This window comes from Quyinboa sediminis, from assembly GCF_042219855.1.
GTDB lineage: Bacteria > Bacteroidota > Bacteroidia > Bacteroidales > UBA5342 > JBHJHP01.
Genome location: NZ_JBHJHP010000009.1, coordinates 41,534 through 62,497, shown reverse-complemented (window position 1 = coordinate 62,497; position 20,964 = coordinate 41,534). Strand labels below are relative to the sequence as shown.

Annotated in this window: 21 protein-coding genes and 1 tRNA gene; 14 read left to right on the top strand and 8 right to left on the bottom strand. The window is 39.4% G+C overall.

What is annotated here, in order from left to right; genetic code table 11:
• Positions 1-95: 95 nt before the first annotated feature.
• The 4 genes from ACE1EF_RS18065 to ACE1EF_RS18050 all read right to left on the bottom strand — a co-directional run bounded on the left by ACE1EF_RS18065 (position 96) and on the right by ACE1EF_RS18050 (position 2,787).
• A tRNA-Arg gene (locus ACE1EF_RS18065) sits at positions 96-167 on the bottom strand.
• Positions 168-325: 158 nt separating this feature from the next.
• Positions 326-1,036: a DNA repair protein RecO gene (recO, locus tag ACE1EF_RS18060; protein ID WP_375722103.1), complete on the bottom strand. Its 711-nt coding sequence runs from the start codon at positions 1,034-1,036 to the stop codon at positions 326-328.
• The gene (locus ACE1EF_RS18055; protein WP_375722102.1) at positions 1,036-1,386 is read right to left on the bottom strand and encodes an MmcQ/YjbR family DNA-binding protein; all 351 of its coding nucleotides are present in this window, start codon (positions 1,384-1,386) and stop codon (positions 1,036-1,038) included. Before ACE1EF_RS18055 ends, recO begins: the two co-directional genes overlap by 1 nt.
• Before the next feature lie 63 nt (positions 1,387-1,449).
• The gene (locus ACE1EF_RS18050; protein WP_375722101.1) at positions 1,450-2,787 is read right to left on the bottom strand and encodes an ammonium transporter; all 1,338 of its coding nucleotides are present in this window, start codon (positions 2,785-2,787) and stop codon (positions 1,450-1,452) included.
• Between the two features lie 277 nt (positions 2,788-3,064).
• Between ACE1EF_RS18050 and ACE1EF_RS18045 the strand changes: the two genes are divergently transcribed.
• From ACE1EF_RS18045 to murI, 8 genes are all read left to right on the top strand, one after another.
• A complete protein-coding gene (locus ACE1EF_RS18045; RefSeq protein WP_375722100.1) occupies positions 3,065-3,523 on the top strand; it encodes an Lrp/AsnC family transcriptional regulator in 459 nt (152 codons plus the stop codon).
• A 63-nt stretch (positions 3,524-3,586) separates the two neighbouring features.
• Positions 3,587-4,363 carry a radical SAM protein gene (locus ACE1EF_RS18040; protein ID WP_375722099.1) on the top strand — a complete coding sequence of 259 codons (777 nt, stop codon included), beginning with the start codon at positions 3,587-3,589 and terminating at the stop codon, positions 4,361-4,363.
• Positions 4,363-5,415 (top strand): glycosyltransferase, encoded by a 1,053-nt coding sequence (locus tag ACE1EF_RS18035; protein WP_375722098.1) that lies wholly within the window; start codon positions 4,363-4,365, stop codon positions 5,413-5,415. Before ACE1EF_RS18040 ends, ACE1EF_RS18035 begins: the two co-directional genes overlap by 1 nt.
• A 103-nt stretch (positions 5,416-5,518) precedes the next feature.
• A complete protein-coding gene (gene era, locus ACE1EF_RS18030) occupies positions 5,519-6,397 on the top strand; it encodes a GTPase Era (protein ID WP_375722097.1) in 879 nt (292 codons plus the stop codon).
• 204 nt (positions 6,398-6,601) lie between these two features.
• Complete coding sequence (locus ACE1EF_RS18025; RefSeq protein ID WP_375722096.1) at positions 6,602-8,302, top strand: glutamine--tRNA ligase/YqeY domain fusion protein; 1,701 nt, start codon at positions 6,602-6,604, stop codon at positions 8,300-8,302.
• Positions 8,303-8,308: 6 nt separating this feature from the next.
• A complete protein-coding gene (gene serB / locus ACE1EF_RS18020) occupies positions 8,309-9,541 on the top strand; it encodes a phosphoserine phosphatase SerB (protein WP_375722095.1) in 1,233 nt (410 codons plus the stop codon).
• Positions 9,542-9,761: 220 nt separating this feature from the next.
• Positions 9,762-10,301: an OmpH/Skp family outer membrane protein gene (locus tag ACE1EF_RS18015; RefSeq protein WP_375722094.1), complete on the top strand. Its 540-nt coding sequence runs from the start codon at positions 9,762-9,764 to the stop codon at positions 10,299-10,301.
• A 16-nt stretch (positions 10,302-10,317) separates the two neighbouring features.
• Positions 10,318-11,136, top strand: coding sequence for a glutamate racemase (gene murI, locus ACE1EF_RS18010; RefSeq protein WP_375722093.1), 819 nt, complete (start codon positions 10,318-10,320; stop codon positions 11,134-11,136).
• 43 nt (positions 11,137-11,179) lie between these two features.
• On the opposite strand, the gene ACE1EF_RS18005 is transcribed toward murI, so the two are convergent.
• Positions 11,180-11,707, bottom strand: a complete 528-nt coding sequence (locus tag ACE1EF_RS18005) for a gamma carbonic anhydrase family protein (RefSeq protein WP_375722092.1) — start codon at positions 11,705-11,707, stop codon at positions 11,180-11,182.
• Positions 11,708-11,860: 153 nt separating this feature from the next.
• Here ACE1EF_RS18005 and ACE1EF_RS18000 point away from each other — a divergent pair, with 153 nt between their 5' ends.
• Complete coding sequence (locus ACE1EF_RS18000) at positions 11,861-12,688, top strand: threonine/serine exporter family protein (protein WP_375722091.1); 828 nt, start codon at positions 11,861-11,863, stop codon at positions 12,686-12,688.
• A 3-nt stretch (positions 12,689-12,691) separates the two neighbouring features.
• Positions 12,692-13,177 (top strand): threonine/serine exporter family protein, encoded by a 486-nt coding sequence (locus ACE1EF_RS17995; RefSeq protein WP_375722090.1) that lies wholly within the window; start codon positions 12,692-12,694, stop codon positions 13,175-13,177.
• Positions 13,178-13,357: 180 nt separating this feature from the next.
• On the opposite strand, the gene trpS is transcribed toward ACE1EF_RS17995, so the two are convergent.
• Genes trpS through ACE1EF_RS17980 form a run of 3 tightly spaced genes read right to left on the bottom strand, consistent with a single transcriptional unit; the run spans position 13,358 to position 16,799 of the window.
• Positions 13,358-14,338 (bottom strand): tryptophan--tRNA ligase, encoded by a 981-nt coding sequence (trpS, locus tag ACE1EF_RS17990; protein ID WP_375722089.1) that lies wholly within the window; start codon positions 14,336-14,338, stop codon positions 13,358-13,360.
• A 40-nt stretch (positions 14,339-14,378) separates the two neighbouring features.
• Complete coding sequence (locus ACE1EF_RS17985) at positions 14,379-15,146, bottom strand: TIGR00266 family protein (RefSeq protein ID WP_375722088.1); 768 nt, start codon at positions 15,144-15,146, stop codon at positions 14,379-14,381.
• A gap of 33 nt (positions 15,147-15,179) precedes the next feature.
• A complete protein-coding gene (locus tag ACE1EF_RS17980) occupies positions 15,180-16,799 on the bottom strand; it encodes an alkaline phosphatase family protein (protein ID WP_375722087.1) in 1,620 nt (539 codons plus the stop codon).
• Positions 16,800-16,928: 129 nt separating this feature from the next.
• Here ACE1EF_RS17980 and ACE1EF_RS17975 point away from each other — a divergent pair, with 129 nt between their 5' ends.
• The 4 genes from ACE1EF_RS17975 to ACE1EF_RS17960 all read left to right on the top strand — a co-directional run bounded on the left by ACE1EF_RS17975 (position 16,929) and on the right by ACE1EF_RS17960 (position 20,743).
• Positions 16,929-17,927, top strand: coding sequence for a type I phosphomannose isomerase catalytic subunit (locus ACE1EF_RS17975; protein ID WP_375722086.1), 999 nt, complete (start codon positions 16,929-16,931; stop codon positions 17,925-17,927).
• 44 nt (positions 17,928-17,971) lie between these two features.
• The gene (locus tag ACE1EF_RS17970) at positions 17,972-18,382 is read left to right on the top strand and encodes a hypothetical protein (protein WP_375722085.1); all 411 of its coding nucleotides are present in this window, start codon (positions 17,972-17,974) and stop codon (positions 18,380-18,382) included.
• A gap of 437 nt (positions 18,383-18,819) precedes the next feature.
• Positions 18,820-19,929 carry an AAA family ATPase gene (locus ACE1EF_RS17965; protein ID WP_375722084.1) on the top strand — a complete coding sequence of 370 codons (1,110 nt, stop codon included), beginning with the start codon at positions 18,820-18,822 and terminating at the stop codon, positions 19,927-19,929.
• 361 nt (positions 19,930-20,290) lie between these two features.
• Positions 20,291-20,743 (top strand): DUF302 domain-containing protein, encoded by a 453-nt coding sequence (locus ACE1EF_RS17960; protein WP_375722083.1) that lies wholly within the window; start codon positions 20,291-20,293, stop codon positions 20,741-20,743.
• The last annotated feature ends 221 nt before the right edge of the window (positions 20,744-20,964 follow it).

Below are 20,964 nucleotides of genomic sequence, written 5' to 3'. Positions count from 1 at the left end.
ATCCGGCAAATACGGAGTTATTTCTTTGATAATCACAAAATAGTTAACAAACGATTAAAATTGGAAAAGTAATATTTCAGATTTATTTTAATTTGTAGCCCCGCCAGGAATCGAACCTGGATCTACGGTTTAGGAAACCGCTATTCTATCCATTGAACTACGAGGCCCTGTAGTATTTCAGGTTAATCTAAAACCTGCCGGCAAAAGTAATCTATTTGGATTTAAAAACAAATAGCTGTCTTTTTTAAAAGCATTTCCACTTAGTAGTTTTTGCTAAGCTGAAAGTACAAAAGAAATGCAGGTTTCAATAAAGCGTTTATTTAAATCAGATCAGCATTCTGAAAACATCCATTGACTTTGGCTTTTTAAAACTCTCCAGATGAATTTCAAAATAGTTTACAAGCACATTCAGAATTTCTCCAACCTCAAATTTTATTTCCGGCCTGAAATTTTCAATGTCTGAAAAAGTGTCCAGTAGGGATAACTGTAAAGAAACATCCTTGTTTGCAGACCCCATTTCTTTTCTGTTGGTGAACTTTCCGTTCGCAACATTAAAATACGGATGAGAATCTGAGTAATTATTTGTTGGAAAGAATCCCATTTGCCTTGATAATTCCAGCATATTCTTAAGATGGAACAGGTCAATATTATGTTCTATAATGTCCAGTATTTCAATAGATGTTTTCAAAAAGTTAAAGAGTTGTCTGTTTTCTATATCGGTTTTGATGCATTCAAAATATACCTCGGAAAGGAATTGTGCTATGGCACTCTTTCTGTGGTCAAAAGGAACTGTTTGAAATGGAATATCAATATGCATGGATTTGATCCGTTGAATATCTCTTTTGGGATTCAGGTCTGAAGATATTTCAAGTATGGTCAGGGGGAAAAGCAATGCAGAAGCTTTTTTGTTTTTGCCTGAACCTTTTGATATTAAAAATGTCTGATGCCCATGTTCTTCTGTAAACATATGCGTGATAAATGAATTGTCAGAATATCTGATTTTCTTTAAGACGATCGCTTTTGACGTATAGAGCATTACAAACTGTCTTTAATCTTTTTAGGTAGAGAATTTTTTATTAGAACGTAAGAATCCGATATCATTGATTTTAACAGGGAACTGTCAATTTCAGTTGTGTCGGTTATCGTGTTCCAGTGTGTTTTATTCATGTGAAATCCCGGTATAATAAGGTCGTTATGTTCTCTTAACGAAATAGCTTTTTCCGGTTCGCATTTTAGATTTATAGTGGGAGGTACTTCATCGAGAGATAATAAAGCAAAAATTTTATTCCCGATTCTGAATGTCAGTGTAGCTTCACCAAACGGAAAGTCTTCAGTTACCGAAGGATGAAGTGACAGGCAGTATAGTCTGATTTCTTCAATATTCATCGTTACAAAGATAGACAAAAAAAGCCCGACAAAATGCCGGGCTTTGATAGCTATAACTAAAAATTAATCGTCTGAATTCTTGTATTCAAATGCGTATTGTTCGTCATGCTGACTGATGTCCAAACCTTGTTTCTCACTGTATTCGTCAACGCGCATCGGGACAATCTTGTCCGTAATCCAGTATAAGAGATACGAACCACCAAAGGTGAAAATACCAACTATTACCAAAGCGAGGAGGTGATACAGAAATGTTGTGAACTCACCATATACCAGTCCAACATTTCTGGCGAATACGGCAGTTAGTATCATACCTGAAATACCGCCCATACCATGAGCCGGGAAAACGTCCAGCGTATCATCTACGTTTGTTCTTTCTTTACGATGAATAGCATAGTTACTAACAATAGAGGCAATCACCCCAATGGCTATACTGGAGCCAATATTAACAAAACCGGCTGCCGGTGTAATGGCAACCAGACCTACAACAAGTCCAACGGCTGCACCCATTGCTGAAGGTTTTCGTCCCATTATTCCATCATAGAAGATGTATGTAAGCATGGCCGCTGCTGAGGCCGTATTGGTATTGACAAGTGCCAGAACAGCGTCCGAATTTGCGCCCAGGGCTGATCCTGCATTGAAACCAAACCATCCAAACCAGAGCATTCCTGCACCTAACAGTACAAATGGTATGTTGGAAGGTTGTATGGGTTTGTTGGCATCTTTTCTTCTTCCGAGGAAAAGTGCACCTGCCAGTGCTGCAAAACCCGCAGACATATGAACGACCGTACCACCTGCAAAGTCCAGTACACCCCAGTTGCGCAGAAACCCATTTGGATGCCAGGTCCAGTGGGCCAGCGGTGCGTATATAAATATGGTAAACAATGTGAGAAAAAGCATGTATGCTGCAAACCTGACTCTCCCTGCAAAAGAGCCTGTTATAAGTGCCGGTGTAATTATTGCAAATTTCAACTGGAACATGGCAAACAGCGCGAGCGGAATTGTTGTGACCAGTGTGCCGTCAGGGTCGCCGCCAACATTACGGAACATGAAAAACGTTCCCGGGTTGCCAAATAAACCAAATCCTTCCCAGCCAATACTGTCCCCGAAGGCCAGACTGAAACCGAAGATGATCCAGATTACACTTACGATGCCCATTGCAATAAAGCTCTGAAGCATGGTCGAGATAATGTGTTTGGCGTGAATCATGCCACCGTAAAAAAACGCAAGCCCGGGTGTCATTAAAAGAACGAGAGCTGTTGAAGTAAGCATCCAGGCGATATCACCTGTGTTGAGATCTGCACTCTTTGTGTGCGGAAAATCAAAGTTGAAAACTACTCCTAAAATTGCGGAAACAACAAGCAACAGGAATATGACAAGCCAACGTTGTTTAATTTTGCTCATGATAAGTTTTGATTATTATTAATATTTGTTTTCCCAGTTTTGACATTTTGCAAGACATTGGCTTAAAAAGACCCGAAAAATTTCAAAAAACATTGACAATTTGAATTATAATGTGCAATATGATTGAAAAATGTCAAAAATATATTCAAATGTCTTGCAATGCCGTTGCAAATATATCAAATTGATTCTTATTTTACAAATATGGTTTTGTCATTTTGGATAATATATCCTACTTTTGTTTACAAATTGGTATTTTATTCATTATTACTTTTGAATCATGGAAGGAAAAATAGATTCTCTTGATAAAAAGATACTTAGCATTATAACAAAAAATGCAAGAATCCCGTTTAAAGACGTTGCAGCTCAGTGCGGTGTATCCAGAGCTGCAATACATCAGAGAGTTCAGCGCTTAATTGACATGGGAGTTATAACCGGATCAGGATATAACGTAGATGCCAAAAAATTAAACTACAGAACCTGTACCTATATTGGTATCTTTCTTGAAAAAGGCTGGATGTACGAAGAAGTCGCTGAAGAGCTCAGTAAGATTCCTGAAATTGTTGAATGTCATTACACTACTGGTCAGTATGGTATTTTTGCAAAGGTCTTTGCCAAAGACAATGAAGATCTGAAGCATGTACTGAACGAAAAACTTCAGGCCATAAAAGGCATCTCCGCCACAGAAACATTCATTTCACTGGAACAAAGATTTAAGCGCGAAATTCCCATTGGTTAATGAGTTGTAAATTGCTATCTTCAATCGATTACTTTTTTACTTTTGCAGTAATTCATTTGTACGATGGCAACTTTTCTTTTTGATTCAATTGTATTCGGCCCGGTTAAAAGCCGGCGCTTAGGTACTTCACTTGGTATAAATTTGTTACCGACATCAGGTAAAATCTGTTCATTTAACTGCATATATTGTGAATGTGGTTTGAATGAAGAGCGCAAACCAGATAGAAAACGATTACCTGCTGCCAGAGAGATTGATGCAGAACTCCGGTTAAAGCTTGAGACGTTGATGCATGAAAATAATGAACCGGATGTCATAACCTTTGCAGGAAATGGTGAACCAACGTTGCATCCGGATTTTCTTAAGATTATTAAAAATACCATTTCTGCCAGAAATGCGTATTGTCCCGGTGCTAAAGTCTCAGTGCTTTCCAATTCAACCCGGATATGGAATAAGGATGTTATTGACGCACTGAACCTGGTAGATATGAATATTCTGAAACTGGATTCTGCTGTTGAAGAAACAGTAAAATTAATAAATGATCCCAATGGCAGTTTTAATATAACGGATTGTATTGAACAGCTTAAGGTTTTTAAGGGGAAACTTATCATTCAGACTTTATTTTGCAGGGGCGAGGTGAATGGAAAACATTTTGATAATACAACCGAATCAGAACTTACGGAATGGATAGTAGCACTCAGGGCGATTAATCCTGAGTATGTAATGATATACTCTATTTCGAGAGATACGCCCATAAATTCAATTAAAAAGGTAAGTAAAGATGAATTATTAGAAATTGGGAAGCGTCTGGCAGAAAATAATATTGCGTTTGAGATAGCCTGATGTCAGACCAGAAACACATATTATTTTGTGTCCTTGACTGGGGACTTGGGCATGCTGCAAGATCAATACCATTAATAGAAATGCTCCTTAAGAAAGGCTGTAAAGTAACGATTGCAACCAGTCCCTATTTGTTTAATTCGTATTTAAGCAAGGAGTTACCTGATGTTGAACTGCTTAGTCTTTTGCCATATGAACCTACATATTCACGCAGCGGATCACAGGTTTTAAGACTATTATGGCAACTGCCACACTTTATTCGTGTTTATGCTAGCGATGCATCCAGAATCAGGACATTCATAAAGGGACATAACGTTCGGGTTGTTTTTTCTGATAACCGTTTTAGTTGCAGAAGTAAAACAGTGAAATCCATCTATATGACACATCAGGTTAATATCTTAAAGCCTTCCACACTCAAGCCATGGGGACTGCCATCTAAAATCCATCGTTACCTGATGCGTAAGTTCGATTTATGTATTATCCCTGATGTTCCTGAACACTGTTTCCCGGAACTTACACGGTTCAGTGTTTCAAAACCGGAATCAAGATACCTTGGGTTTATAAGCCGTTTCGGTACCGCCATCCAACACAACAAAAAACATATACTGGCCATCATTTCAGGTCCGGAACCACAACGCTCTTTTCTTGAAGACAGATTAATTACAGCAGCATACCATACGGATGAGAAAATAGTATTGGTCCGCGGATCAGACCGGTTCAGGGCAAGAAAACTGCCTGATAATATAATCGTGTATAATATAGCGGATACTGTTATCCTTAAAAAGCTTTTACAGGATTGCAGCTATGTTGTGTGCAGATCTGGTTATTCCTCAATAATGGACCTGTTGGTGACCAGAACGCCAGCCATCATTATTCCTACACCTGGACAAAGTGAACAGGAATATATTGCTGAAAGAGCCGAAGAAATGGGCTGGTTTGTTGTTAGGGATCAGTATAACTTTGACTACCTCAAACCGGAAGTGGTCAGGACGCAATGTAAACTGCCTGCACTGAGTCAGATCAATCTGAATCGCATATTATCTGAAATTATGTAAAATTTTCAGAATAAATCCAAACATTTTTTATCAGTATTTGCTCATTTTAAGGACGAAAGAAAAATTGTAGTACTTTTAGCCTCTCAAATTCAAAACATAATTAATGGCACATAAAGCAGGATTTGTAAATATAGTTGGAAACCCCAACGTTGGTAAATCCACACTCATGAATTTATTCGTAGGAGAGAGGCTCTCCATTATTACCAATAAATCCCAGACAACCCGGCACAGAATACTCGGCATCATAAATGGCGATGATTTTCAGATTATTTTTTCAGATACTCCCGGTGTGGTAAAACCTCATTATAAGCTGCAGGAGTCTATGTTGAAGTTCTCTAATTCAGCACTGGAAGATGCTGATGTTCTGCTTTATGTGACAGATGTGGTGGAAAGCAAAGAAAAAAATATAGAGTTTATTGAGAAAGTCAGAAACTCGGATGCACACCAGATTGTGGTCATTAATAAGATCGATCTGACTGACCAGAGTAAACTGGAGGAACTTGTAGATTACTGGAAGCAACAACTGCCAAAGGCTGAGATATATCCTGTTTCGGCATTACATAAATTTAATGCCGATTTGTTATTTAAACGCATTGTATCACTAATTCCTGATTCACCCCCGTATTTTGAAAAAGATGCGCTGACTGATCGTCCGGAACGTTTTTTTGTTTCAGAGATCATACGTGAAAAAATATTTGAACGCTACAAGGAAGAAGTTCCTTATTCTACTGAAGTCAACATTGAGCAGTTTAAGGAGGATAAAAAAATTATTCATATTAATGCTGTCATTCTGGTTGAACGCGAATCGCAGAAAGGAATTATTATCGGCAACCAGGGAAAGGCTTTGAAAGGTGTTGGTACAGAAGCACGAAAGGATATTGAGAAGTTTCTGGGTAAACAGGTGTTCCTTCAGATATTTGTAAAAGTCCAGAAGGACTGGCGGAATAATGATAATCAATTAAAGCAGTTTGGTTACGAATAACCTGCCTTCAATTGTAAAAGCTTTCTGAACGGAAGTTTGAACGGATGGAATTCAGGTTAAGAGTATAGTATCTTTTTTGAAGTTAATTTAAGGATTCAATGTATCCGCTGGCCCGGTTTGATTTGAATCGAACCAACAAATACATTAAAACCTGTAATACTTCTTTTGAAATTAGTAAATTTGCGGTCAAAATTTTTGAGATATATGGGCGAGTTAAATGAAAAAGACATCGAAAGAAAACCACTGAATTTTATTGAGGAATTTGTGGTTCAGGACATCGAAGCAGGAAAAAACAATAAAAGGGTACACACCCGGTTTCCGCCCGAGCCTAACGGATATCTTCATATCGGCCATGCCAAGGCAATTTGTCTTGATTTTGGTATTGCAGAACGTTTTGGAGGAAAGTGTAATCTTCGTTTTGATGATACGAATCCGGTGAAAGAAGATGTGGAATATGTGGATTCCATAAAAGAGGATATAAAATGGCTGGGATTTGACTGGGAGGACAGGGAGTTTTATGCCTCTGATTATTTTGGACAACTCTTTGAATTTGCGGTCGATCTTATAAAAAGAGGATTGGCTTATGTTGATGATCAGTCTTCGGAAGCTATTGCCAGTCAGAAGGGGACTCCAACATCACCAGGGCAGGAGAGCCCGTTCAGAAGCAGATCAGTAGAAGAAAATCTGGATATTTTTCAGCGCATGAATTCCGGAGAGTTTCCGGAGGGTTCCAAAGTCTTGCGTGCAAAAATTGATATGGCATCTCCCAATATGCATATGCGTGATCCTATCATGTACAGGATCATTAATAAGCCACATCACCGGACCGGAGATACCTGGCATGTATACCCGATGTATGATTTTGCACATGGACAGAGTGATTATTTTGAAGGTATTACACATTCTCTGTGCACCCTGGAATTTGAAGTCCACCGACCATTGTATAACTGGTTTGTCGATCAGTTAACGGACAGTGATTACCGGCCGCGTCAGATTGAGTTCAATCGTCTGAATCTGAACTACACTGTTATGAGCAAACGTAAATTGCTTCAGCTGGTTAAGGAAGGTTATGTCAATGGTTGGGATGATCCACGCATGCCAACATTGTGTGGTTTACGCCGGAGAGGTTACACGCCCGAATCCATACGGAAATTCGTCGATCGCATAGGATATACAAAATTCGAAGCATTAAACGATTTCGCTTTACTGGAGCACAGCATACGCGAAGACCTTAACAAAAGGGCGCCCAGGGTAAACGCAGTGCTAAATCCCCTGAAACTTATTCTTACAAATTATCCGGATGAGCTGGTTGAAGAGATGGAGATCATTAATAATCCGGAAGATGAATCCATGGGAAGCAGAAAACTGCCGTTTTCAAAGGAAATTTATATAGAGCGGGATGATTTTATGGAAGATCCGCCAAAAAAATTCTTCCGTCTTGGTCCGGATCGCGAGGTACGATTAAAAGGTGCATACATTGTTAAATGTACCGGTTTTAAAAAGAACGAGTCATCAGGTGAGATTGAAGAAATATACTGTACATACGATCCTGAGACAAAAAGTGGCATGCCGCAGAGTAACCGAAAGGTGAAAGGAACGTTACATTGGGTAAGCGTTAAACATTGTGTGGATGCCGAAGTGAGATTATATGACCGGTTATTCCTCGATGAAGCGCCTCAGGGGCATAAGGACAAGGATTTTCTAGAGTTTCTGAACAAGGATTCCCTAAAGATACTGAAAGGCTGTAAGGTTGAGCCACCACTTGAGAATGTGCAGGCTCTGCAGAATTTTCAGTTTCAGCGGATAGGATATTTTAATGTTGATCCGGATTCTGCAAAAGGAGCTTTAATATTTAACAGAACTGTTCAGTTAAAAGACAGTTGGGCAAAACAAGCCGGTAAATAGGCTTTTATGATTGATTTAAAAAACGAGCTGTTACTATTAAAAATAACTGGTGAAGATAAGCCGGGTTTAACATCAGCACTGACCGGAATACTGGCCAAATATGATTGTAATATTCTGGATATCGGTCAGGCGGATATTCACAATACACTTTCGCTGGGTATTTTGTTCGAGGTGCCGTCAAACAATGAATCGGCTCCGGTATTAAAGGACCTGTTGTTCAAGGCCTATGAACTGGAACTGAATGCCAGTTTTACCCCGGTTTCCCACGAGGAATACTCACACTGGGTGAGCATGCAGGGCAAAAACAGGTACATCGTCACTTTACTCGGACGCAAGTTAAGTGCAAAGCAGATATCGTCGGTTACAGGTCTAATGGCCTCTCAGGGATTGAATATTGATAATATAACACGGTTAACAGGTCGGATACCATTAAATGCAACCAACAGCCAGACCAGGTCGTGTGTGCAGTTATCAGTGAGAGGCTCTCTGAAAGACAAGGCCATGATGCAAAAAAACTTCATGGATTTATCCAAGGAGCAGGGTATTGATGTAGCCTTTCAGGAAGATAATATTTACAGAAGAAACCGCAGGCTGGTATGCTTTGATATGGATTCAACACTGATACAAACAGAAGTGATTGATGAAATGGCCGAACGGCATGGTGTTGGAGAACAGGTAAGAGCAATCACGGAATCTGCCATGCGAGGTGAGCTGGAGTTTAATGAAAGCTTTAAAAAGCGCCTGTCTTTACTAAAAGGGCTTGAGGTTTCAGTACTGAATGAAATAGCTGAAAACCTGCCTGTAACAGAGGGAGCCGCAAGATTGATCTCCACACTAAAAAAGTTTGGCTTCAAAATTGCTATTTTGTCAGGTGGATTTACTTTTTTTGGTGAACATCTCAAACGAAAACTTGATATTGATTATGTATATGCCAATGAGTTTGAGATAGAGAACGACAAACTTACCGGAGGGTATGTTGGTGAAATTGTTGATGGTAAAAGAAAAGCAGAGTTGCTGAAACTTCTCGCGCAGGTGGAAAAACTCCATCTTGAACAGGTTATTGCAGTGGGTGACGGGGCCAACGACCTACCGATGCTGAACCTTGCGGGATTGGGAATTGCATTTCATGCCAAACCAAAGGTTAAGGAGAATGCACAGCATGCTATTTCATCAGTTGGCCTGGATGGTATCCTATATCTTCTTGGTTTCAATGATTTAATGATTGATCACGGAAAATAAATAAAACAGGGTATGGCAGTTAAAACAAAAGAGACGTTTAATCCGGACCTGTAAAAATAAAAACAAAACGAAAATATATTCTTGTGAAACGAAGACGTACTTTTATTAAATCTTGACCTTAGACATTCACAGGTTTAATCAAAGTATACAAAAAGAGGCGGCTTAACTGCTCCGGAGCTTCGAGGTAATGAAGGATAGAAAACTTAAAAATTTCAAACGAATGAAAAAAACAGCAATTTTATTTCTGCTAGTTGTACTGCCGTTTGCAGTATGGAATGTCAATGCACAAACTAAGTTTAAATTTGGACATATCGATAGTCAGGCGCTTATTCAGAAGATGCCCGAGATGGACAAGGCTATGAATGATCTTGAGGATCTTCAGACCAGTAACAACGAAAAGCTGAAAATGATGCAGGGTGAATTACAAAAACTGAATACCAAATATGTCAGTGAAAGTAAAACTCTGGATGCCATTACCCGTCAGTCAAGAGAAAAAGAACTGCAGATGATGAGCCAGAATATACAGGATTTTTACCAGTCTGCACAGAAGGATATGCAGCAAAAACAAACCGAGTTGACGCAGCCAATCCTGGATAAGGCCCGTAAAGCAGTTGAAGAAGTAGGCCGGGAAAACGGGTTTACTTATATCTTTGATCTGGCCAAGGGTGAAGTGCTATATATGGGAGATCAGAGTATTGACATCATGCCTCTTGTGTTGAAAAAGCTTGGTATCACAGATAATGATGCAGCAGCACAATAAAACAAAATTGTCTGAATTGCCAGGTCCCATTGGAGTGTTCGACTCCGGTTACGGGGGATTAACCATCCTGCGGGATCTGGTCAATTCATTACCACAGCATAACTTTATTTATCTGGGTGATAATGCCCGGACACCCTATGGAACGCGTTCGTTTGATGTTGTTCTGGAATATACCCTTGAAGCCGTCACAAGGCTGTTTGAAATGGGATGTCATTTGATTATTCTCGCCTGCAATACGGCTTCAGCAAAAGCCCTCCGTACAATTCAGCAGAAACATCTTCCCGTCATTGATCCGGACAGAAGAGTGCTTGGTGTTATCCGACCGAGTGTGGAAATGGTAGGAGATATTACACATACGAAACATGTTGGGGTTTTTGGAACAACCGGCACCATACAATCAGAATCCTATCCAATTGAAATCCATAAACTGCATCCGGATATTAGCGTTACCGGAGAAGCTTGTCCAATGTGGGTACCTTTGGTTGAGAATGGTGAAGCCGATTCACCCGGTGCTGAATATTTTGTAAAGCAACATATCAATGCGTTGATGGAGAAAGATGCGGAGGTTGATACTATAATCCTTGGGTGTACGCATTATCCTCTTCTGATCCGAAAAATAAAATCCTTTTTGCCTTCTCATATCGAAATTGTATCACAGGGACCGGTTGTTGCTGCCAGTCTGAAGGATTATCTCGGCAGACATCCAGAAATGGACGAAAAAATCAGCAAATCAGGGCATGTTGAATTTTTCACAACTGAGAATCCGGATAAATTTAACGGCCTGGCCAACCTTTTCTATAATGAGCCCATCCGGGCCCGGCACATAACCTTATAGTTTTTTCCTATAGGATGATATCACGTATTGGCCAAAGTATTTTCTACCAGCTTTCGCCATCCTTGTACCAGCTGGCATACATTGCATAATTGTTGGCTATTTTATGAATCATCTCTCTGCTCTGTTCGGGCTCAATATCTTTAACCTTTTTGGCAGGCACTCCAGCATATACGCTGTTTGGTTCCACTTTGGTTCCTGTTAAAACAAGTGAGTTTGCCGCTATAATCGAATTTTCTCCTATTTCAGCATGATCCAGAACCGTGGCACCGATACCGATCAATACATTATCACTGATTTTAGCACCATGGATGGTCACATTGTGTCCAACGGATACATTATTGCCAATGTCAACCGTAGATTTCTCATACAGTGTATGTAATACTGATCCATCCTGAATATTGACGTTATTACCAATTCTGATGGAGTTTACATCACCCCTCAGCACCGCATTATACCATATGCTGCAGTTGTCGCCCATCACTACATCACCAATTACAACGGCTGTTTCAGCCAGGTAACAGTTTTCACCAATTTTGGGGATAAATCCACGTACTTTCTTAATTAATGCCATTACATCACTTTTTTGCAAAAATATGAAAAAAGCAGTTCTGGTCGTTGATGCATGAAGATTTATAACATTTTAAAGGATCCGGATTACTAAAAAGGGTTGCATTGTAAAATTATGTTAAATCACGTTTTGTGGTTAATATAAGTTGAAATGAGAATGATGCATTTCGTAATTTTGCTGCCGGAATTGATGTTTATGGATGAACAGATTATACCTGCAGATGCTGTAGGAAAAGTTAATATAAAAGAGCTGGGGAAGGCGCTGCTTCGTGTTGGATCCAACCTGATGAGTTGTGGTGCTAATACAAGACGGATCAGGATGACCGTTGAGCGCATATCGGGAGCATTCAATTGTACTACAGAGTTGTTGATTACACACAGAGCCCTTATGTTAACGGTGAGCGATGCGGATGAGGAACATTTTCACAGCAGCCTTAAACGAACTTCGCCCCACGGAGTAAACTTCAGCGTAGTTTCCGGAATCAGTATTATGAGCTGGAAGGTGGTTCAGGAAAGATGGAATATAGAGCAGATCAATGCAGAACTGGATAGGTTACTGAGTTTACCGCATTATCCCAGGCCGGTCATTCTTCTGATGGTCGGACTTGCTGATGCCTCCTTTTGCAGGTTGTTTGGCGGAGGATGGCAGGAAATGCTGGTCGCTTTTATTGCAACATTTATTGGTCTGTATGTAAGGCAGGAGGCTGTTAAGAAGAGCTTTAATCCCTATTTATGCATCTTTTTTGCATCGTTTGTATCTTCGATGATAGCCGGATTGTTTGTTAAGTTTGGCGGATCTGTTCAGGAATATGCATTGTCCGCATCAGTGCTGTATCTTATTCCCGGCGTTCCTCTTATTAATTCTTTTTCAGATCTTATTCACGGGAATATTATGAATGGAATTGTACGAAGTGTTAATGGGTTAGTCATAGCCTTTGCAATTGCAATCGGCTTATTGCTTGCCATACAAATCTGTCAGTTGTAACATATGGAATGGATTGCATTTTTAGAGAAGGGAATCTGGCTTGGATTAGCAGCAATTGGCTTTGCCATCCTGTTTAATGTACCGCTGAGAACACTGAAGGTTATTTTTTTAATTGGTGCTGTTGGTGGTCTGGTTAAATTCCTGCTTTTAAAGTTCGGCGTAAACATAACCCTTGCATCTTTGGGTGGTTCAGTTACTGTAGGTGTTATGAGCAGTTATGCAGCACATTATAAACATGCACCTCCGATGATTTTTGCCGTTCCTGCAGTAATTCCCATGGTACCAGGTGTATTCACGTACAGAATGATGATAGGGCTCATGGAATTAACAGAAGATGTAAACGCGGGAGATTATAACCGGATAATGGCAGAAACTGTCAATAATGGTTTAAAAGCTTCTTTTATCTTGCTGGCTCTTGCCTTAGGGGTCGCACTTCCCATATTACTTACCAGGAAAGAATCCGTTAAGAAAAAACGGGTTATCTCCTGATTTTGAAACAAGAACCTCTTATGGTTTTAGTTAATTGAAACGTAACTCAGGCATTACCGCATTTCGCCATAGCTTTAGCGGTGACACAATACCAGGGTTACTGAAAATCGTATGTTTCAACCCTTTATTTAGGCTTTTATCCGGATAACTATGATTCGTAATTCCTAAATTTGTAAATAATTATAGTCCCATCAGCTTTTTAGCCTCGCTAAGAGTGCTCGCTGCACTTTCACGGGCTTTTTCTGCACCTGTTTTAGATACCTTTTCCAGGTACGCCTCATTGTTATATAAGTCTTCTATCTTTTCACGGATTGGTGCAATGAAACTTGTGATATCTTCGGCAAGCTGTTTTTTCATATCCCCATAACGAATTTCACATGCGTTATAAAGGGCATCAAAATGTGCGACAGTGTCTGGTGTTGAAACGATTTCCATCAGTGTAAACAGATTCTGAATCGCTTCAGGTTTTTTTGAGTTTTCTACAGTTGGACCACTGTCGGTAACGGCACGCATCACTTTTTTACGGATATCTTTATCACTATCAACCAAAAAAATACCATTTCCTTCAGATTTGCCCATTTTTCCGCTACCGTCTAGTCCCGGAACTTTAATCAGATCTGTACCATAAAAGGTAAATGGTTGTGGTAAAGGAAATAATTCACCGTACATGTTGTTAAAACGTTTGGCAAATTTTCTGGCCATTTCGAGGTTTTGTTCCTGATCTTTTCCAACCGGTACCTTATGCGCCCTGTGAATAATAATATCACTGGCCATCAGCACCGGGTAGGTAAGCAGTCCTGCATTGACATTATTGGGTTGCTGCCGTGCTTTGTCCTTAAATGACGTGGTCCGTTCCAGCTCTCCGAGATACGCATTCATGTTCAGAAGCAGATAGAGTTCAAGGATCTCTTTCACATCGCTCTGTATGTATATGGTGGCTTTTTCGGGATCAATGCCGCAGGCAAGGTATTCAGCCAGAACCTGTCGGACATTCTTTTTCAGATCACCTGGTTTGGGATGTGTCGTAAGCGAATGCCAGTCTGCAATGAAAAAAAAGCAGTTATACTCATTCTGCATTTTGATAAAGTTTCGTACTGCACCAAAATAATTACCCAGATGCAGGTTCCCTGTTGGTCTTATTCCACTTACTACTGTTTCCATGTGTTTAATTTAACGGCTGCAAAAGTAATAAAAATACCGTTTAATCCTGAAGTAAATTTCCCAGCAGGCCACCGGTTTCCTTACCACTGTTTCTTCCGGCAGGTGCAATGGCAGCAATCAGTTTGCTGATTGGCATGGATTGTAACCAGACTTTTCCGGTCCCCCTGAGATGGGCCAGAAACAGGCCTTCTCCGCCAAATACCATGGAACGCAGTCCACCGGCCTGGCTGATATTATAATCAATGCCATCGGTAAATCCGACGAGGCAGCCCGTGTCCACAAAAAGTGATTCGCCGTTCAGTTCTTTTTCAATCACCGTACCACCTGCATGTACAAAAGCCAGTCCGTCACCTTCCAGTTTCTGAAGGATAAATCCTTCGCCGCCAAACAATCCTGAACCGAGACGTTTACTGAAAGTAACAGATATTTTTGTACCCAGAGCGGCACATAAAAAGGCATCCCGCTGAACGGTAACCCTGAAACCGAGTTTTTCAAGATGCAAAGGAATGATAGTACCGGGATAAGGCGCTGAAAAGGCTACCCGTTTTTTTCCATAACCCTGGTTGGTAAAATGGGTTACGAACAGACTTTCACCTGTAATGAGTCTTCCTGCACCTTTCAACAGTTTACCGAACAGGCCTTCGTTGGGTGTTGAACCGTCTCCCATGCGGGCAGTATAGTTGATTCCCTCATCCATATACAGCATGGCACCGGCTTCGGCTATGACAGTTTCATTCGGATCGAGTTCAATTTCTACAAGCTGTACATCGTGACCTTTAATCTGATAATCAATTTCGTGTGATCGCATAACGTATTCGTTTTAGAGTTTATATTTATAAAATCAGGGATTGAGTTCTTTAATTGGTGTTCCTGTTGCACTGTTTGGCATGGGGATTCCGGTCATACTGCAAATAGTTGGAATTATATCACTTATTTTTACGGGTTGAGAACTTTCACCTCTTCCTGTCTTCCAACCGTAAAAGCTAAGAGGGACCCTTGTGTCAGACAATCCATATACTTCGGTTTCATTTTGATCCCCGGGTTCTTCAATCCATCCCGGTTCCAGCATCAGGAAAATATCACCACAATGCTCCTTATTGTAAGATTCCTGCATTTTTTTCAATACGCCGGACTGATATTCGTTCTCATTAAATAAATGGGTAGGTGCAGCAAATGCCACCCCTGTAAATTCTTTCATGAATGCAGCTGTTCTGTCCTGTACTTCTTTAAATGAAATCTTCGATGATTCAATCAATTCTCTGTTAAGATAAATTTGCTGACCGTAGTAGTGTTCAATCCAACGGCCCTGTCCGTAAAATGCCATCAGATAGGTATTGAGCAAAGCCATGGCACGGTCTGCTTTAAAATAACCAGAGGGTATATTGTATTCTTCAAGGTATTCCGGATTAATTGGTGCTCGTTGTGATCCGGTTAAAAAGAACAAAACATTATTTCGACCCACTTCCTTTTCAATGGTTTTAATCAAATCTTCAATTTCCCGATCGAGACGGAGGTAGTTATCCTCCATTTCAATGGAATAAGGACCGTATTCAAGTGCTTTTTGTCCAAGCGAAGAGAAATTGACAAATAACAGATCCGTAAAACCATCCTGTCCGAGTTTTTCACCTTTAATAGCGCTCAACGCAAAGTCCTTAAGCATCATGTTTCCGAAAGGTGTGGCTTTTAAAAAAGCAAAAGGATTTGGTTTTGAAGCATTGGATTCAAAAGACTGAGGCAGTGAATAATCTTTATAAATCCTTTTTTTCGCATCATAGAGGTATTTATTCTCGGGAAGCAGCAGATCCCATCTTGATTTCATATAGAATCCGGGAAAATTTTTCAGGTTAAATGCATCTACCCAGTCGGGAAGCCAGGCCATATACGCATCACTCGAAATCATCCTGCCGGTTTTTTCATCCAGCCAGTAAGCGCCGTCGGCAGCATGACCAGCCAGCAGAACTGCCTGGGTTGGTTCAAGGGAAACTGAAACAACTTTTGAATTACCGTAAGTGCTCAGTTTTAGTTCATCACCAATGGTAGAGGCATTCATGTTTGCTGCGTTATACGCATGTTGAGAAGGGGTAAGCCCTACTGTAATGGCCCGTTCATCTGCTGTGATGAGTTCTGTTTTAAGCGTTTTGCGGTTGTACCATTCTATGCCGGTTATTCCGTGATACCGGGGTGTGGTTCCGGTGACCAGGGTAGCCTGATCCGGTCCTTTGTGTGAAAAGGCATAGCTGTAAGCCGCATTGCTGAATGTGTATCCGTTATCAATAAAAACCCGGAATCCTTTTTCAGTGAAATTATTGTAATACCGGTTAAGATAATCAGGATGCATCTGGTCGATGATAATGCCAATAATTAATGTTGGTTTTTCCGGAGGAACCGGAATCTGACTTTTAGCTCCGGTACAAAAAAACAGAAAAAATGTAAGAATTGAATATGTTAGTTTGGTCTTCATAATCGTATTTTAAACAAAAATAGCACTCCATTTTTACCTAACGCATTATGAATTCATAAATTTTCCACTTTTTATTATTCCTTTAGCTTTAAATAATGATAAAACCTACATTTGTAAAAAACAGAAGATATGAGTTTGCTGTATCCATTAAAGTTTGAACCGGTTTTACATGAAAAGATTTGGGGTGGAAGTTACCTGAAGGATAAACTGAATAAGAATGCCGGAGAGAAGGCCAGGGTAGGGGAGTCTCTTGAGATCAGTTCAGTTGAAGGCAGCGTTTCGGTTGTAGCCAATGGCTTTCTTGCCGGCAATCCGCTGGATGAATTGATAGAAGTTTATATGGGAGATTTGGTTGGAGATGTGGTTTTTGATAAGTTCGGAACAGTTATACCGCTGTTGATTAAATTTATTGATGCCAATGCCGATCTGAGCATTCAGGTTCATCCTGATGATGAATATGCCGCAGAACGCCACGGAAAACTTGGTAAGAACGAAATGTGGTATATTGTGGATGCACAGCCGGGAGCATATATCATCCCCGGATTTTCGAAAGATGTAACCCGCGAGGAGGTACAAAACTGTATTGATGAAGGCAATTTTGAAGACATACTGACAAAATTCCCTGTTAAAAGGGGAGATGTATTTATGATTCCTGCCGGAAGGGTGCATGCCTTGTGTGCCGGTGTTGTTGTAGCCGAAATACAGCAGACTTCCGATGTCACATACCGGCTGTATGACTACAAAAGAAAAGATGATAATGGAAATTTCAGAGAGTTGCATATAGAGGATTCCTTAAATGTACTTCACTACAGTAAACCCGGCGCATTTTTAAGCAAATATGAGGTTGAACTCAATCAACCGGTGAATCTTCAGCGGAATAAGTTTTTTACGGTTAATTTGTTGCATCTCGATCAGGCAGTAAAAAGAGATTACTACCTGTTGGATTCATTTGAGATCATCATGTGCGTGGAAGGGGAGGCTGTTATTGCAACCGAAAATGAACCTGTGACAATAAAAGCTGGTGAGACGGTACTTATTCCTGCTGAAATACGGGAAGTCAGCTTTTTGCCGATGGGCGAAGTCAAATTGCTGGAAATATATTATGAAGCCAGTTATGAAGAGGCATAAAACAATTTTCCATGCTTGTGGTTTCATAGGTACAAAATGATATTATGGAAAATCTGGAAGAAACAATCGAGGATATAAAAGCACACATCAAATCCAAAGGACACAAATGGGTTAAAACCGAGAGTATTGATTTGTATTTTAAGTTCTTATTTGAGAATAAATTTACAAACTCAAAACTGTTGCTCGAAGTTTTTCAACGAGACTTTTTTGAGATCAACCTGGAGATAATTGATGAAGAGAATCTCAAGGTGAAATGGCTGGATGTGGATAACACCGTGACCGAAAAAAATGATACCCTGATTATTCTGCTTTTATCGCATGATGAAGAAGATATTCGCAGGGGAAATCAAATGCCGGAAAAACTGGCTTTGTATGATGGTTTAATCTATTATGCCGAAAAGACAATTCCCCGTTTTAACCGCATTTTCGATTTAATACTGGAACATAAAAAATGAGAGCTTTCGGGCGAAAGCTCTCACAGATCCTTAACTATTTAAAACCCTCAGCCTGTTGAGGTGATTTTGATTCAATTTGACATAACCTGAAATTTCTGGTAAAATGATTGGAAATTCTGATTCAGGTTGAGTATCGTGATGACAAATATAAGAAATGTTGTTGAAAATAACATACTTTCATAAAGATTTATGTACTTGATCTTAAAACAAACCTTCATTATATGATTTTAGTAAGATTTTAATAACTTGATATTGTAGTTTTGGATTTCAGGTTGGAAAGTCGAAGAATGGAACCAAACTATGGAAATTGGTGAAAGTAATTGCGTTGGTTCATTCTTAAACCGATATTTCTGCATTCTACATATTGCGTTTCGCATATTGCGTTTCGCATATTGCGAAATTGATAACAAATTCATATCTTTGAATAAAAGAAGAAAATGAATCCTTTTTTAATTAAAGGTTATAAGAATCAACGGTATTTTTGTGACCGGGTGGATGAAAGTGAGAAACTGATTTCAGCAATCATAAATAACCAGGATATTACATTATACGGGTACAGGCGTTTGGGAAAATCAGCATTGATACATCATGTATTCCACAGACTTGGTAAGGAATATGTATGTGTATATGCCGATATATGGGGCACAAGTAGTGTGGACGATTTTACAAAGGAACTTGCGAATGGGATTATAAAAAGTAAGGTGTTTGCAAAGCGGGATTTCTCAGACAAACTTCAAAGCTTTTTAAAATCTATCGGTGCGTCCTTCAGTATAGGTATGGATGGTTTGCCCTCTGTCGATGTAGTTTTCAATAACAGAAACCGGATTTTTAGTAATTTGGAAGAGTTATTCAAATTTTTGAATCAGCTTAAAGTGCAAATTGTATTTGCTATTGATGAGTTTCAAGAGATTAAAAAATATGACAACCAGGTCCCATTTGAAGGTAAATTAAGATCACTCACCCAACAAAGCAATAATATTATATTTATATATAGTGGAAGTGAACAGCATTTGCTGAACGAAATATTTACCAAATATAATATGCCGTTTTATCAATCCACCCGAATGCTGTCAATCGGGAAAATCAAAAAGGCTGACTATTTGGAGTTCATATTAAAGCATTTTAGAAAGGCAAAAAAAGAAGTGAATCCATCCATTATAGAGCATATTCTTTCCATTTCATATTTGCATACTTATTATGTGCAAGCTATGGCTAACTTTTTATTTAGTCTGGAAACATTACCGGAAACTGTAAATGAATTCGAGTTGCAGTATCGTGAATTTATATTGGAAAAAAGTGTCTTTTACAGTGAGTTGCCCGAATTACTTACGAAGCAACAGTTTTCTGTTTTGAAAGGGGTGGCAAAATCCGGCACAGTTTCAAGCCCCAATTCCGCTGTTTTTATGGAGATCGCAAAAATCAAAAGCGTCAGCAGCATGTATAGGGCATTTAACGCTTTGTTGGATAAACAATTAGTTATAAAGGATAATGATACCTACAGGTTGTACGATGTTTTTCTGGAGCACTATCTTAAATACTTTTTATAAAATGTATGCTCCTGTTATACTAATGAATCTTTTCAGGACAATACCATAATATATTTAACTTTGGCTTGCAGGGAAGTAGTAACAAACAGAATTTTAAATAAATCTTTATGAATAGAGAAGGTAAATTTATAGTTGGTTCACCGTATATTGAGATTACATTATCAACCACAGCCGCACTGCTTTCCCTGGAATTAAAAAATAAATAAAACACCTGGTTAATTTAGGCAACCTTAACTTCGTTAATTTTAATTTCTCTACATTATATAAGCTCCTTATTTCCTAAAAATTCCTAACAAATGTTTTTTGCTGAAAACATATATAATATTCTATATGTTTAATATGAAACATTAATTGAAATATTATGAGAAAGAGTTTGTATGCTATGGTTTTACTGAGTTTTATAGCTGTTTTTGCGGCAAATGCCCAGGATTATTACCTGAGTAAAACCATAAATGGAAATTATAAGGAAGTGGTTCAGAAAACCAAAGATGTACTGAAGGAACAGGGATTTGGGGTAACCACAGAAACACAAATGGATAAGGTTTTAAAAGAGAAACTTGATAATGTAGATATGAAGCCCTACCTGATTCTGGGTGTCTGCAATCCGGGTTTTGCGTATAAGACCTTACAGGCAGAACCGAATATTGGTTTGTTTCTTCCCTGCAAAGTCGTTGTAAAACAGGTTGATGATTCAAAAGTCGAAGTGGTGATGATCAATCCTTCAGAAGTAATGAAAAATATTAATAATCCTGATTTGGATAAGGTGGCTGCAGAAGTTACCAAACGATTTAAAGAGGCGTTAAGCAACCTTTAATACCCGTTTTTTATTTATTCGGAAAACCGTTCAGCACTTATGGACGGTTTTTTTATTTTGGCTCTGCCTGTATTTTTAGGGTCCTTCAAACATTAGTTCGCCTGAGAAAGCTTTCGTGACACTTGGAAAGATGACCTTATGTCTGGTGTTCGGCGTAGCGTCTTTCGCTACGTCAAATAATTAAAGCTTTGATAGATCATGACGTAGCCTGGAGGCAACGC

What these genes read in the sequence shown, in the direction of transcription:
- recO (WP_375722103.1), bottom strand. Translation starts at nt 1,036, where the DNA reads ATGCTCTATACGTCAAAAGCGATCGTCTTAAAGAAAATCAGATATTCT.
- ACE1EF_RS18055 (WP_375722102.1), bottom strand. Translation starts at nt 1,386, where the DNA reads ATGAATATTGAAGAAATCAGACTATACTGCCTGTCACTTCATCCTTCG.
- ACE1EF_RS18050 (WP_375722101.1), bottom strand. Translation starts at nt 2,787, where the DNA reads ATGAGCAAAATTAAACAACGTTGGCTTGTCATATTCCTGTTGCTTGTT.
- ACE1EF_RS18045 (WP_375722100.1), top strand. Translation starts at nt 3,065, where the DNA reads ATGGAAGGAAAAATAGATTCTCTTGATAAAAAGATACTTAGCATTATA.
- ACE1EF_RS18040 (WP_375722099.1), top strand. Translation starts at nt 3,587, where the DNA reads ATGGCAACTTTTCTTTTTGATTCAATTGTATTCGGCCCGGTTAAAAGC.
- ACE1EF_RS18035 (WP_375722098.1), top strand. Translation starts at nt 4,363, where the DNA reads ATGTCAGACCAGAAACACATATTATTTTGTGTCCTTGACTGGGGACTT.
- era (WP_375722097.1), top strand. Translation starts at nt 5,519, where the DNA reads ATGGCACATAAAGCAGGATTTGTAAATATAGTTGGAAACCCCAACGTT.
- ACE1EF_RS18025 (WP_375722096.1), top strand. Translation starts at nt 6,602, where the DNA reads ATGGGCGAGTTAAATGAAAAAGACATCGAAAGAAAACCACTGAATTTT.
- serB (WP_375722095.1), top strand. Translation starts at nt 8,309, where the DNA reads ATGATTGATTTAAAAAACGAGCTGTTACTATTAAAAATAACTGGTGAA.
- ACE1EF_RS18015 (WP_375722094.1), top strand. Translation starts at nt 9,762, where the DNA reads ATGAAAAAAACAGCAATTTTATTTCTGCTAGTTGTACTGCCGTTTGCA.
- ACE1EF_RS18005 (WP_375722092.1), bottom strand. Translation starts at nt 11,707, where the DNA reads ATGGCATTAATTAAGAAAGTACGTGGATTTATCCCCAAAATTGGTGAA.
- ACE1EF_RS18000 (WP_375722091.1), top strand. Translation starts at nt 11,861, where the DNA reads ATGATGCATTTCGTAATTTTGCTGCCGGAATTGATGTTTATGGATGAA.
- ACE1EF_RS17995 (WP_375722090.1), top strand. Translation starts at nt 12,692, where the DNA reads ATGGAATGGATTGCATTTTTAGAGAAGGGAATCTGGCTTGGATTAGCA.
- trpS (WP_375722089.1), bottom strand. Translation starts at nt 14,338, where the DNA reads ATGGAAACAGTAGTAAGTGGAATAAGACCAACAGGGAACCTGCATCTG.
- ACE1EF_RS17985 (WP_375722088.1), bottom strand. Translation starts at nt 15,146, where the DNA reads ATGCGATCACACGAAATTGATTATCAGATTAAAGGTCACGATGTACAG.
- ACE1EF_RS17980 (WP_375722087.1), bottom strand. Translation starts at nt 16,799, where the DNA reads ATGAAGACCAAACTAACATATTCAATTCTTACATTTTTTCTGTTTTTT.
- ACE1EF_RS17975 (WP_375722086.1), top strand. Translation starts at nt 16,929, where the DNA reads ATGAGTTTGCTGTATCCATTAAAGTTTGAACCGGTTTTACATGAAAAG.
- ACE1EF_RS17970 (WP_375722085.1), top strand. Translation starts at nt 17,972, where the DNA reads ATGGAAAATCTGGAAGAAACAATCGAGGATATAAAAGCACACATCAAA.
- ACE1EF_RS17965 (WP_375722084.1), top strand. Translation starts at nt 18,820, where the DNA reads ATGAATCCTTTTTTAATTAAAGGTTATAAGAATCAACGGTATTTTTGT.
- ACE1EF_RS17960 (WP_375722083.1), top strand. Translation starts at nt 20,291, where the DNA reads ATGAGAAAGAGTTTGTATGCTATGGTTTTACTGAGTTTTATAGCTGTT.